Genomic DNA, 12,497 nt, shown 5'->3' with positions numbered 1-12,497 from the left:
GTTCTCTACGGGCGACCAGGCATCAGCCACTGACTCGCCCACTGCTCCGTTGCCGCCTCCAGCCAGGTGGCGGCGGACGCCTCCCCATTCACGATACCCAGGTGCGCACCGGCTTGCCGCAGCGCGTGCAGGGGCTCGTTCGTGTCCAACGCCAGCGCGCCACTCTGCTTGCTTAGTTTTTCGCCAACCGCGTTGACCACGACGGGCACGTGCAGGTACGACGGCGTGGGCAGGCCCAGCAGATGCTGCAGATGGATCTGGCGCGGCGTGGAGTCGAGCAGGTCGGCGCCGCGCACGATATGCGTGATGCCTTGTTCGGCGTCATCGACTACCACGGCCAGCTGATAGGCCCATAGCCCGTCGGCGCGGCGCAGTACGAAATCACCGAGTTCGGTTTCCAGATCCTGGCACTGGCGCTGCTGCCAGCGATCTTCAAAGCAGATGGTGGCGGCCGGGCCGTCGGGCACGCGCACGCGCCAGGCGCGCGGCAGCTTGCCGTGCAGGCCGGTTCGGCAGGTGCCCGGGTAGCCCAGCGTCTGGTGCCGCTCGCGCACGTGCACCAGCGAATCGGCGATTTCCTTGCGCGAGCAGCCGCACGGGTACAGGTTGCCGGCCGCATCGAGCCGGCGCAGCGCATCGGCATATAGCGATTCACGGCGGCTTTGCCAGACCGGCGGCTCGTCGGGATGCAGGCCCAGGGCTTCCAGCGTGCGCACGATGCCGACGTCAGCGTCCTTCACGCAACGCGGATAGTCGATGTCTTCGATGCGCACGAGCCAGTCGCCGCCATGGGCGCGGGCGTCGAGCCAGCTGGCCAGCGCCGTGACCAGGGAACCGAGATGCAGGGGGCCGGTCGGGGAGGGGGCGAAACGCCCCCGGTAGCGTTGCGGCATGCGGGGCTGTTACTCGAACGACTCCAGTTGCTGGGGAGCCTGCTGCATCAACGCCTGCGCCAGACGCGGATCCTCGAGCTTGCTGGCCCACCACTGCAGCGCCTTGCCGCGCGTGTTGGTTCGCCACGCGGCCTTGAACGTGCCGGGCGCGCGCACTTCCACCGTCTCGCGTACCTGCAGGATGCCGCTTTCGATATGGGGCTGCGCCATCGGGGCCGGCAGCCAGCCGCAGCCCAGGCCGCGGATCTGCGCTTCGAGCTTGTCGCGCATGGTGGGCACCACCAGTACGTCCTGGCCGGCCAGCACGCCGTGGGTACGGGCGGGCAGGTTGCGCGACGTATCGCCGACGGCCACGATGCGGTGCTTGGCGATCTGGATCGTCGTCAGCGGACCTTCCTCGGTGGCCAGCGGATGGTGGGCAGCCACCGCGAACACGAACGGGATCGTACCCAGCGGCCGCACCTGGAAACCTTGCGTGCTGGGCAGTTCGTAGGCGCCGCCGATGATCATGTCGGCGCGGTTGCTGACCAGCGCATCCCAGGTGCCGCCCAGCACTTCCTTCGAGAAGCGCAGCCGCGTGGCGGTGTTCTCGGCATAGAAGTCCTGGATCACGGGCATCAGCGCGCGGAAGTTGATCAGGTCATCAACGGCGATGTTCAGGTTGGCTTCCCAGCCCGTGGCCAGGCGCTTGACGCGCCGCGCCAAGTCGTCGGCCGCGTGCAGCAGGTGGCGCCCCTCGTCCAGCAGGGCGCGACCGGCGGGGGTCAGCTCGGCGCGGTGGCGCCGGCGGTCGAACAGCAGCACGTCGAGGTCTTCCTCGAGCTTGCGGACGACATAGGTCAGGGCCGAGGGCACCTTGCCCATTTCGTGGGCGGCGGCGGCAAAACTTCCCTTGCGCTCGATGGCGTCAAGGACTTCGAGGGATTCGAGTGACAGGGGCATATTCAGAATTTCTGAACAACTGCTTCTAACGCGGTGCCCGCCAATATACTCCCGCTCCCCTAAACTGCCTAGCATCGAAACGCCGCCGACCCCGCAGCAAAGAGCCGCAGGGTCTGATTCCAGGCCACAAGGAGGGCCATCAAAATGATTGAAATCCGTAAGTCAGAAGAACGCGGTTTTGCGGACCATGGTTGGCTCAAGTCGTATCACAGCTTCTCGTTTGCCGATTACTACGACCCGCGCCATATCCAGTTTGGCCCGCTGCGTGTGATCAATGAGGACCGCGTGGCGCCCGGCATGGGCTTTGGTACCCATGGCCACCGCGACATGGAAATCATCAGCTATGTGCTGGAAGGCGAGCTGGCGCACAAGGACAGCATGGGCAACGGCAGCGTGATCCGCCCGGGTGACGTGCAGCGCATGAGCGCCGGCACCGGCGTGCGCCACTCCGAATACAACCACGCGGCCAATGACACGACGCACTTCCTGCAGATCTGGATCGTGCCGGACCAGCAGGGTATCGAGCCCGGCTACGAGGAAAAGCGCTTCGACGCCGCTGACAAGCGGGGCCGCCTGCGCCTGGTAGGCAGCCGGGATGGTGCCGAGGGATCGGTCGTGATTCACCAGGACGTGCGCCTGTTTGCTGGCCTGATCGACGGCGATGAGACTGCATCGCTGGCGCTGCAGCCGGGTCGCAAGGCCTATGTGTATGTGGCACGTGGCGGGGTCAGCATCAACGGCCAGGTGCTGGAAACCGGCGACGCCGCCAAGCTTGAGGACGTGGGTACCGTGGATCTGTCCAAGGGCGCCGACGCCGAAGTGCTGGTGTTCGACCTGCCGGCATGACCATCGCAGCCGCACAAATGCCTGCCACCCCCTGGCGGGCATTTGTGTTGGATCGGTCATTGGTTTACCCGTAACGAGTGCTTACAGGTACTTGGACATCTTGCCGCTATGCTATCGTCTGGCTATCCGCCATGCGACCGGCGCGGCACATCGCCGCGCGCCGATTAATCGTCACGCGATGACCTTCGTATCCATTCTCCTGGCGCTGATTGCCGAACAATTCCGTGCGCTCGGCCGGAACAACCCCATCACCGACATCGTGCGTGTGCTGGGTGACCGGGCCGAACATGCATTCGATACCGGCCGGCCGCGCGATGCCGCGCTGGCCTGGTTGACCGTTGTACTGCCACTGACGCTGGCAGCGGTGGTCGTCCACTATCTGCTGGCGTCGATCAGCGTCGCCCTGACGCTGGTCTGGAACGTCCTGCTGCTCTACCTGACGCTGGGTTTCCGGCAGTTCAGCCACTACTTCACCGATATCCACGAGGCGCTGAACCGCGACGACCTGCATACGGCGCGCACGCTGCTGCATGAATGGACGGGCCTCGACACGTTGGAGATGCCGGTCAGCGAGATCGTGCGGCATACGCTGGAAGCCGCCATCGTGGCGGTGCACCGGCATGTGTTCGGGGTGTTCTTCTGGTTCCTGGTGCCGATCGGGCCAGGCGGTGTGGTGCTGTACCGCACGGCCGAATTCCTGAATCGCCAGTGGAACCTGCCGTCCAACGAGCGCAGCCCGGCACTGGGCCGCTTCGCGGCGCGGGCCTTCTATCTGCTGGACTGGATTCCGTCGCGGCTGACGTCGATCGGGTTTGCCATCGTCGGCAATTTCGAGGACGCGGTCTATGCGTGGCGCAATCACGCGCGCAAGTGGAACGATGCGGTGAACGGTATCTTGCTGGCCAGTGGCGGCGGCGCGCTGGGCGTGCGGCTGGGCCAGCCCCTGGCGGAAGAGGATTCCAGCGTCATGCTGCGCACCAGCCTGGCCGGCGTGGACTACGCACCCGGCATGGGCGATGCCGACCCGGTGCCGCCCGAGTACGGCGCGGACCCCGGTGTCCGCACGCTGCAGTCGGCGGTGGGCCTGGTCTGGCGCGCCGTGATCCTGTGGATGCTGCTGCTGGCGATGATCTCGCTGGCGCTGTGGGTGGGCTGAGGATTTTTCGCACCCCGCTCGGTTTGCTCCCCTCTCCCATGCAATGGGAGAGGGGCGGGGGTGAGGGCCCAGCGGTTCAAATTGCGATTCGTCGTGGATTGAGCCGCTGGCCCTCACCCCCAACCCCTCTCCCGCACGCGGGAGAGGGGAGCAGGTCTTCAATCAGCGTTCTTCCCGCAGTGCCAGCACGCGGCGAACTGCGCCTCGTGCCATTCCCCGCACTGACGGCACTGCCAGCGGGGCCCCGGCGAAGGATTCGCGGCCGCTTTCAGCACGGCCCATGCCTCGGCCTCATCCCCATCGTTCACGATCCACACCTGCGGCGCGCTCTCGTTGAGCGGGATGTCGCCGGCCGCGCCTGCCAGCCACGTATTGCGGACCTCGGCGCCGATGCCCGCGGCGCGCAGCAGGTTTTCGCAGTGCGCGGCATGGACCAGCGATGGCGTCCTCAGCAGCAGTTTCATGATCGGCGCGACAAGCCAGTAGTGCGCCTAACTTACCACGGCTTTTGCTGCCGCGATTCGTGCAGCAACTGGGTGTAAAGCTGATGGCGGCGCGGCGAGATCGCGCCGGCGTCGATGGCCGACAGCACGCCGCAGCCCGGCTCGTTGATGTGATGGCAGTTGTAGAACCGGCATTCGGTCAGGCGCTGCCGGAACTCAGGAAACGCGCGCTCCAGCATGCCTTCGCTCAGGTGGTGCAGGCCGAATTCCTGGAAGCCCGGCGAATCGATCAGGTAGCCAGGCTTTCCGTCCACCACGGCCCACTGCGCCGGCAGGTGATAGAGACGCGTGAACGTGGTGGTGTGCTTGCCCGAATCCAGCTTCGCGGAAATCTCGCGCGTCTGCGCTTCCACACCTGGAATCAGCAGGTTCAGCAGCGACGATTTGCCCATGCCCGACTGCCCGATCATGATGCTGGACACGCCCGCCGTGCGCGGCTGCAGCGCGGCCAGCGCCTCGTCGGGGCGGCCGTGCACCGAAAGATCCAGCGTGTCGTAGCCAAGGTCCTGGTAGAGCTTCAGGCGGCGGCGCGCGTCTTCGAGCCGCTCGGTCAGGTCGATCTTGTTCAGGATCACCAGCGGGCGGATTTCCAGCGCCTCGGCCGACACCAGCGCGCGGCCCAGCAGGTCTTCCGAGAAGCTCGGCTCGGTGGCCAGCACGATGATGACCTGGTCGATATTGGCCGCCAGCAGCTTCGACTTGAACTGGTCGGACCGGTGGAGCAGGTTCTTGCGCGGGTCGATGCCGGTGATCACACCCTGGTCGGCCGAGGCAAGCTCGATGCAGACGCGGTCGCCCACGGCCGCGTCGCTCTTCTTGCCGCGCGGGAACGCATGCAGGTGCGAGCCATCGCTGCGTTCCACCACGTAGTGGCGGCCATGTGCGGCGACGATCAGTGCGGATTCCGAATCGGCTCCATTGCCCCGGCCAGCACCCTTGCCGGCATTGTGATGGCGTGCGCTGCGGTTCATGCGTGCGCCAGCAGGCGGTCGATCCGCTGGGCTGCGGGCGGATGCGAGTAGTAGAAGGCGCTATAGATCGGGTCGGGCGTCAAGGTGGAGGCGTTGTCTTTGTAGAGCTTGACCAGCGCGGACACCAGATGGCCCGCATTGGTCTGGTGGGCGGCAAATTCGTCCGCTTCGAATTCATGCTTGCGCGACGACTGGCTGGCCAGCGGGCCCAGAATGAACGTGAACACGGGCAGCGCCAGGAAGAACAGCACCAGGGCCAGCGCGTGGTTGCTGGCGTTGAAGTTGGGCAGCACGCCCAGGCCCGTGAAGAACCATTCGCGCGTGGCCAGCCAGCCCAGCACGGCCAGGAAGACCAGCGACAGCGCGAACGTGACCGCGATCATCTTGGCCACGTGGCGGCGCTTGAAGTGGCCCAGTTCGTGGGCCAGAACCGCTTCCACTTCCTCGCCATCCAAGCGCGCCAGCAGCGTGTCGAAGAACACGATGCGCTTGGCCGCGCCAAAGCCGGTGAAATAGGCGTTGCCGTGCGCGCTGCGCTTGCTGCCATCCATCACGAACAGGCCCTTGCTTGCAAAGCCGCACTTGCGCAGCAGCGCCTCGATGCGCTCGCGCAGGGACTCATCGGCCAGCGGCTCGAACTTGTTGAACAGCGGGGCGATGTAGGTTGGCACGATCACCTGCAGCAGCAGGCTGAAACCCACCCATAGGAGCCAGGTGTACAGCCACCAGAAGCTGCCGGCACGGTCCATCAGCCACAGCACGGCCAGCAGCAGCGGCAGGCCCAGCACGCAGGCCACCAGCGCCATCTTGGCCAGGTCGGCCAGCCACAGTCCGAGCGTCATCTTGTTGAAGCCGAAGCGTTCCTCGATCACGAACTGGCCGTAGAGCGAGAAGGGCAGGTCGAACAGCCCGCCGATCACCGCCACGCTGGCGATCAGCGCCACGCCGTAGGAGTAGCCGCCGCCGTCGAAGACATGAAGCCAGAACTGGTTCAGCGCGTGCAGGCCGCCCAGCATCGTGAAGCCGATCAGCACGGCGGCGCCGGTCATCACTTCGAGCATGGAAAGGCGGGTGCGGGCCACAGTGTAGTCGGCCGCCTTCTGGTGCGCGGCGAGCGTGATGGTGTCGGCAAACCGCTCGGGCACCGCGCCGCGATGGCGCGCCACATGGCGGATCTGGCGCGAGGCGAGCCAGAGTTTGGTCAACACCATGATGACCAGGGCGGCAAGAAAGATAAGCGTGAACATCGGCAAGCCTTGTTGGCGATGGCGCGGCGCAGCAACGGAAAAGCCGAAGGTGCGCCACATGCCATCCGGGGCAGATATGCGAGAATTATAAATTGTTCGCCCCGGCCCACCCGCCGTTTGCTGGGCGATTTCCTCCGAATTCCATATCGAGCCGTACCGCCAGATGACAAGTCCCGCCGCATCCTCCGTAAAAAGTGAAAACAACCTCGTCTGGCTGGATATGGAGATGACCGGGCTGCAGCCGGACACCGACCGCATCATCGAGGTGGCGGTGGTGGTGACCGACTCCGAACTCAATATCCTGGCCGAAGGCCCCGTGCTGGTGATCCATCAGTCCGACGCGGTGCTGGACGGCATGGACAACTGGAACAAGGGCACGCACGGCCGTTCGGGCCTGATCGACAAGGTCAAGGCGTCCACGCTGACCGAAGCCCAGGCCGAGGCCGAGCTGATCGCCTTCCTGAAGCGCTGGGTACCGGCCAGCAAGTCGCCGATGTGCGGCAATTCGATCTGCCAGGACCGCCGCTTCATGGCCCGCTACATGCCCAAGCTCGAGGCGTTCTTCCACTACCGCAACCTCGACGTCTCGACGCTGAAGGAACTGTGCAAGCGCTGGGAGCCGGCCATCCACAAGGGTTTCCATAAGCGCCAGCTGCATACGGCGCTGGCCGACATCCTGGAATCGGTCGAAGAACTGCGCTACTACCGCCAGCACTTCATCAAGACGCAGGCCGAGGCGGCCGCGTCGTTCCCGGCAGCTGCAACGGCAACTCCGGCAGCACCGGAAGCCCCCGCCGCTCCGGCCGCGTAACCCGCGAAGAGAACCATCCCGGCGGGCGGGTTCCAGCAGGGGCCGGCCGTGCCGCCCGTGTCTGTCACCCGCCGCCCCATGTTCACGCGCATCGTATCGATCATCACGCCCGTCATCCTGATCATCCTGATCGGGTGGATATACGGGCGGCGCGCCCATCCCGACATGGCGGGTATCAACAAGGCGATGCTGGAAGTGATCGCGCCGCTACTAGTGGTGTCGGCCTTCATCAGCAAGGATTTCGTGCTGGCGGACCATCTGGTGCTGCTGGCCTGCGCCATCGCCGTGGTGATCGGCTCGGGCATCCTGGCCTGGGTCGTGGCGCGCGTGAGCAACGCCAACCCCCGCACCTTCGTGCCGCCGATGATGTTTAACAACAGCGGCAACATGGGCTTGCCGCTGTCGGTCTTCGCGTTTGGCCAGGTAGGGCTGGCGCCGGCCGTGGCGCTGTTCGCGGCATCGAACCTGATGCATTTCACCATCGGGATGAAAATCGTCAACCGCCATGCGTCGATGGCGCAGATCGCGCGCAATCCGATGGTGCTGGCTACCGTGGTGGGCGTGGCGCTGTCGCTGGCGCGGCCGGTCTTTTCGCTGCCCGATCCGGTTTATGAATCGATCAAGCTGCTGGGCGATTCCACGGTGCCGCTGATGCTGTTCGCGCTGGGCGTGCGCATGAAGGACGTGAGCCTGCGCAACTGGGGCATGGGCGTGCTGGGCGCGGTGGTCTGCCCGCTGGCCGGTATCGCCGTGGCGCTGCTGCTGGCGTGGTGGGTGCCGATGACCGACCTGCAACGCGGGCTGCTGTTCGTGTTCGCGTCACTGCCGCCGGCGGTGCTGAATTTCCTCGTGGCTGATCACTACCGGCAGGAACCCGACCAGGTGGCGTCCATCGTGCTGCTGGGCAATATCGCGGCCGTGGTGTTCGTGCCGATCGGGTTGTACCTGGGGCTGAAGTAGCCCCGCAGGGCAATCAGACCGTCGGTCCCGGTTTCGGCCGGACCGCGCTTTTCGGCCGGAACGCCTTCACGATGGCCTCGTTCGTTTCGACATACGGCCCGCCGATCAGGTCGATGCAATAGGGCATCGCGGCAAACACGCCCTGGACGATCACGCGGCCTTCCACGTCGCGCAAGCCTTCCAGGGTTTCGCGGATGGCCTTGGGCTGGCCCGGCAGGTTGACGATCAGCGCGGCCCGGCTCGGCGTCTCGCGGATAACGGCCACCTGCCGCGACAGGATGGCCGTCGGCACGAAGTGCAGGCTCACCTGGCGCATCTGCTCGCCGAATCCGGGCATTTCCTTGGTGCCCACGGCCAGCGTGGCCTCGGGCGTGACATCGCGCCGTGCCGGCCCGGTGCCGCCCGTGGTCAGCACCAGATCGCAGCCCGCCACGTCGACGAGCTCGATCAGCGTGCGTGAAATCAGCGGCTGTTCGTCAGGAATCAGCCGTTCCACGGCCTGCCACGGCGAGGTCAGCGTCTTGCCGAACCAGTCGCGCAGCGCTGGAATGCCTTCATCCTGGTAAGTGCCGGATGAGGCACGGTCAGAAATGGAAACAAAGCCGACCACCAGCTCGTCGGGGTGATTGCGGGGGACGGGGGCGGTCAGCGGCGGATTCATGCTTCGGGTTCCTCGGGGGTCTCGGGCTTGTCGGCAGGCTCGTCTGGCTGGCCGGCGTCGAGCGCGGCCTTGATGGCCTGGAACAGCTCGCGGTAGTACTTCGGCGGCTTGCTCATTTCCTTTTCCTTGCGCGCGTTGCGGATGATGTTGCGTACCGACTGCACGTCCAGGCCCGGGTGTTCGCCCAGGAACTTGGTCAGGTTGGCGTCGTCGGCCAGCAGCAGCTCGCGCCAGCGCTCGATCAGGTGCATCTTGGCCGTCTCGGCCTTGCTGGTGCCCTTGAAGCCGTCCAGCGCGGCGCGGATGGCGGCCACTTCGTCGTCGTCCAGGCCACGCATGACCTTGCCGACAAACTGCATCTGGCGGCGCTTGCCTTCGTGGCTGGTGATCTTGCGGGCGGCCAGGATGGCGTCGGACAGGGCCTCGGGCATGGGTACGCGGGCCAGGCGGTCCTTGGCCAGCGCCTCGAGCTCGACGCCCAGATCCTGCAGCGCGGTCATGTCGCGCTTGCGCTGGGACTTGCTCTTGGGCAGGTCGTCGTCGTCTTCCGGGGCAAAGGCGCCCGGGAAACGGTCGTTGGAGTTGTTACGGGTATTTCGCGTCATGGACGGCATTTTATCTTGCTATGATTCCCGTTTGCACCTTTGAACTCGCCCGCCCAAACATGAGCCAGACCGCCGAACAGACCGCGCATTTCACCTATACCCAGGACCAGCTCAAGGCCATGGCGGCCGATGTGCTGCGCGTGGCACGCGAACTTGGCGCGACGGACGCCGCCACGGAGATCTCCGAAGGCAGCGGCCTGTCGGTGACGGTGCGCAAGGGGCAGGTGGAAACCATCGAGCAGAACCGCGACAAGGTGGTGGGCGTGTCGGTCCTGATCGGCCAGCGCCGCGGCAACGCCAGCACGTCCGATTTCTCGCCGGCCGCGCTGCGCGCCACGGCCGAGGCGGCCTACAACATCGCCCGCTTCACGGCGGAAGACGACTGCGCCGGGCTGGCCGAGGAAGAGTTGCTGGAGCGCGATCCGCGAGACCTAGACCTGTTCCACCCCTGGGAAATCGATGCAGCCGGGGCGATCGACATTGCAAAGCGTGCCGAGGCGGCATCGTTCGCGGTATCGCCGAAGATCAAGAACAGCGACGGCGCCAGCGTGTCGGCGCAGCATTCGCAGTTCGTGCTGGCTACGTCGCGGGGCTTCGTGGGCGGCTATCCGTATTCGCGCCATTTCGTCTCGGCGGCGCCGATCGCTGGTTCGGGCGCCGGCATGCAGCGTGACGACTGGTATTCGTCCAAGCGTTCGCCCAAGGCGCTGGCCGAGCCGGAAGCCATTGGCCGCTATGCCGCCGAGCGCGCGCTGGCGCGACTGAATGCCCGCAAGCTGTCCACGCGCAAGTGCCCGGTGCTGTTCGAGGCGCCGCTGGCCGCTGGCCTGCTCGGTGCCTTTGTCCAGGCGGTTTCGGGTGGAGCGCTGTACCGCAAGTCGACGTTCCTGTACGACACGCTGGGCAAGGCCGTATTCGCACCCCACATCCAGATCAATGAACGGCCGCATGTGCCGGGCGCCATGGGCAGCGCGCCGTTCGACGAAGAAGGCGTGCGCACCCACGCCCGCGACGTGGTGCGCGACGGCGTGGTGGAGGGCTACTTCCTGTCGACCTACTCGGCGCGCAAGCTTGGCATGAAGACCACCGGCAATGCCGGCGGCTCGCACAACCTGACGCTGAGCAGCTCGCTGACGCAGCCGGGCGATGACTTTGCCGGCATGCTGAAGAAGCTGGGCACCGGCCTGCTGGTGACCGAGCTGATGGGGCAGGGCGTGAACTACGTGACGGGCGACTATTCGCGCGGCGCGTCCGGTTACTGGGTCGAGAACGGGATCATCCAGTACCCGGTCGAGGAAATCACGATCGCCGGCAGCATGGTGGAGATGTTCAAGCAGATCGTCGCCGTGGGCGCCGATGCGCTGGTGCGCGGCACCAAGGAAACGGGCTCGATCCTGATCGAGCAGATGACGATCGCTGGGAATTAAGGGCGGTCACGCCTGCCTGGTTTTACTCCCCTCTCCCACAAGTGGGAGAGGGGAGCACCCATCCAAAAAGTCTTACTCCTCGCCCGACGGCGGCCGTTCGTACGTCACGAACGCGTAGTCGAACCCATTCGACTCCGAATGGTGGGTTTCGCGCGAGACTTCCATCCACGTCGACCTGTCCACTGCCGGGAAGAACGCATCGCCGGGCACATCGGCGTCGATTTCGGTGACGATCAGGCGGTCGGCCGAAGGCAGCGCTTCCGCGTAAAGCTGGGCGCCGCCAATCAGGAATACCTGCTCCACGCCCACGCACAGCCGCTGGGCGTCTTCGAGCGAGCCCACCACTTCGGCACCTTCCAGCTTCAGGCCGCGATTGCGGCTCACCACGATATTGCGGCGACCGGGCAGCGGACGGCCGATCGAATCCCAGGTCTTGCGGCCCATGACGATCGGCGCGCCCAGCGTGGTGCGCTTGAAATGCTGCAGGTCCTCGGGCAGCCGCCACGGCAGCGTGTTGTCGCGGCCAATCACGCCGTTGCGCGCACGCGCAACGATCAGGGTCAACAGCGTCATACGGCCACCGGTGCCTTGATGGCCGGATGCGACTCGTAGCCCACCAGTTCGAAATCGTCGTACTGGTAGTCGAAGATGCTGGCCGGCTTGCGCTTGATGCGCAGCGTCGGCAGCTTCATCGGCTCGCGGGCCAGTTGCGTCTGTACCTGCTCGAAGTGGTTGCTGTAGATGTGGCAGTCGCCGCCGGTCCAGACGAAGTCGCCCACGTCCAGGTCGCATTGCTGGGCAATCATGTGCGTCAGCAGCGCGTAGCTGGCGATATTGAACGGCACACCCAGGAAGATGTCGGCGCTGCGCTGGTACAGCTGGCAGCTCAGCTTGCCATCGGCCACGTAGAACTGGAAGAACGCATGGCACGGCGGCAGCTTCATCTGCGGGATCTCGCCCACGTTCCAGGCGGACACGATCAGGCGGCGCGAATCGGGGTTGTTGCGGATCTGCTGCATCACCTCGCTGATCTGGTCGACGTGGCGGCCGTCCGGCGTGGGCCACGCGCGCCACTGGTAGCCGTAGATCGGCCCGAGTTCGCCATTGGCGTCGGCCCATTCGTCCCAGATCGTGACGCCGTTGTCCTTCAGGTACTGGATGTTGGTCGAGCCCTGCAGGAACCACAGCAGTTCATGGATGATCGACTTCAGGTGCAGCTTCTTGGTGGTGACCACCGGGAAGCCCTCGCTCAGGTCGAAACGCATCTGGTAGCCGAACACCGAGCGCGTGCCGGTGCCGGTGCGGTCGGACTTTTCGGTGCCTTGTTCGAAAACATGGCGCATGAAGTCGAGATACTGTTTCATCGGCGCGGAATGGGATGTGGGGAATGTGATGTCGGCTTTCTGGCCGGAAGCGGGGATTTTAGCCTGAGAACGAAAATGGCCGCCCGGAGGCGGCCATTTTTACGTCAGGTC

The 12,497-nt window shown here is 65.4% G+C and carries 14 protein-coding genes; 5 read left to right on the top strand and 9 right to left on the bottom strand.

Annotated features, from left to right (window positions below; genetic code table 11):
• Positions 1 to 5: 5 nt before the first annotated feature.
• Together gluQRS and MFF62_RS18655 are read right to left on the bottom strand one after the other, a co-directional pair.
• Positions 6 to 893, bottom strand: a complete 888-nt coding sequence (gene gluQRS, locus MFF62_RS18660) for a tRNA glutamyl-Q(34) synthetase GluQRS (protein ID WP_238264609.1) — start codon at positions 891 to 893, stop codon at positions 6 to 8.
• A gap of 9 nt (positions 894 to 902) precedes the next feature.
• A complete protein-coding gene (locus tag MFF62_RS18655) occupies positions 903 to 1,835 on the bottom strand; it encodes a LysR family transcriptional regulator (RefSeq protein WP_238264608.1) in 933 nt (310 codons plus the stop codon).
• A gap of 144 nt (positions 1,836 to 1,979) precedes the next feature.
• Here MFF62_RS18655 and MFF62_RS18650 point away from each other — a divergent pair, with 144 nt between their 5' ends.
• Together MFF62_RS18650 and MFF62_RS18645 are read left to right on the top strand one after the other, a co-directional pair.
• Positions 1,980 to 2,681: a pirin family protein gene (locus MFF62_RS18650; RefSeq protein ID WP_238264607.1), complete on the top strand. Its 702-nt coding sequence runs from the start codon at positions 1,980 to 1,982 to the stop codon at positions 2,679 to 2,681.
• A 178-nt stretch (positions 2,682 to 2,859) separates the two neighbouring features.
• The gene (locus MFF62_RS18645) at positions 2,860 to 3,837 is read left to right on the top strand and encodes a CobD/CbiB family protein (RefSeq protein ID WP_238264606.1); all 978 of its coding nucleotides are present in this window, start codon (positions 2,860 to 2,862) and stop codon (positions 3,835 to 3,837) included.
• Between the two features lie 158 nt (positions 3,838 to 3,995).
• On the opposite strand, the gene MFF62_RS18640 is transcribed toward MFF62_RS18645, so the two are convergent.
• From MFF62_RS18640 to MFF62_RS18630, 3 genes are read right to left on the bottom strand one after another with little or no spacing between them, the layout of a single operon-like run.
• Positions 3,996 to 4,301 carry a putative signal transducing protein gene (locus MFF62_RS18640; protein WP_238264605.1) on the bottom strand — a complete coding sequence of 102 codons (306 nt, stop codon included), beginning with the start codon at positions 4,299 to 4,301 and terminating at the stop codon, positions 3,996 to 3,998.
• A gap of 32 nt (positions 4,302 to 4,333) precedes the next feature.
• Positions 4,334 to 5,311 (bottom strand): ribosome small subunit-dependent GTPase A, encoded by a 978-nt coding sequence (gene rsgA / locus MFF62_RS18635; RefSeq protein WP_238264604.1) that lies wholly within the window; start codon positions 5,309 to 5,311, stop codon positions 4,334 to 4,336.
• A complete protein-coding gene (locus MFF62_RS18630; RefSeq protein ID WP_238264603.1) occupies positions 5,308 to 6,558 on the bottom strand; it encodes a M48 family metallopeptidase in 1,251 nt (416 codons plus the stop codon). Before MFF62_RS18630 ends, rsgA begins: the two co-directional genes overlap by 4 nt.
• A gap of 163 nt (positions 6,559 to 6,721) precedes the next feature.
• Between MFF62_RS18630 and orn the strand changes: the two genes are divergently transcribed.
• A complete protein-coding gene (gene orn, locus MFF62_RS18625; RefSeq protein WP_238264602.1) occupies positions 6,722 to 7,369 on the top strand; it encodes an oligoribonuclease in 648 nt (215 codons plus the stop codon).
• Positions 7,370 to 7,447: 78 nt separating this feature from the next.
• Positions 7,448 to 8,329, top strand: a complete 882-nt coding sequence (locus tag MFF62_RS18620) for an AEC family transporter (protein WP_238264601.1) — start codon at positions 7,448 to 7,450, stop codon at positions 8,327 to 8,329.
• A 13-nt stretch (positions 8,330 to 8,342) separates the two neighbouring features.
• Here the strand turns inward: MFF62_RS18620 and mog are convergent, their stop codons facing one another.
• A complete protein-coding gene (gene mog, locus MFF62_RS18615) occupies positions 8,343 to 8,990 on the bottom strand; it encodes a molybdopterin adenylyltransferase (RefSeq protein WP_238264600.1) in 648 nt (215 codons plus the stop codon).
• Entirely contained in the window at positions 8,987 to 9,595 is a 609-nt protein-coding gene (gene yjgA, locus MFF62_RS18610) for a ribosome biogenesis factor YjgA (protein WP_283205356.1), read from the bottom strand. Before yjgA ends, mog begins: the two co-directional genes overlap by 4 nt.
• Positions 9,596 to 9,654: 59 nt before the next feature.
• Between yjgA and pmbA the strand changes: the two genes are divergently transcribed.
• Entirely contained in the window at positions 9,655 to 11,022 is a 1,368-nt protein-coding gene (pmbA, locus tag MFF62_RS18605) for a metalloprotease PmbA (RefSeq protein ID WP_238264598.1), read from the top strand.
• Between the two features lie 72 nt (positions 11,023 to 11,094).
• Here pmbA and MFF62_RS18600 read toward each other — a convergent pair whose 3' ends face one another.
• Together MFF62_RS18600 and MFF62_RS18595 are read right to left on the bottom strand one after the other, a co-directional pair.
• The gene (locus MFF62_RS18600) at positions 11,095 to 11,595 is read right to left on the bottom strand and encodes a dihydrofolate reductase (RefSeq protein WP_238264597.1); all 501 of its coding nucleotides are present in this window, start codon (positions 11,593 to 11,595) and stop codon (positions 11,095 to 11,097) included.
• The gene (locus MFF62_RS18595; RefSeq protein WP_238264596.1) at positions 11,592 to 12,386 is read right to left on the bottom strand and encodes a thymidylate synthase; all 795 of its coding nucleotides are present in this window, start codon (positions 12,384 to 12,386) and stop codon (positions 11,592 to 11,594) included. The genes MFF62_RS18600 and MFF62_RS18595 overlap by 4 nt, the downstream gene beginning before the upstream one ends.
• Between the last annotated feature and the right edge of the window lie 111 nt (positions 12,387 to 12,497).

This window comes from Cupriavidus pauculus (genome assembly GCF_022179805.1).
Taxonomy (GTDB): Bacteria; Pseudomonadota; Gammaproteobacteria; order Burkholderiales; family Burkholderiaceae; genus Cupriavidus; species Cupriavidus pauculus_E.
Note: the sequence above shows the minus strand (reverse complement) of the source record. Positions and strands in the feature narration are given on the sequence as shown.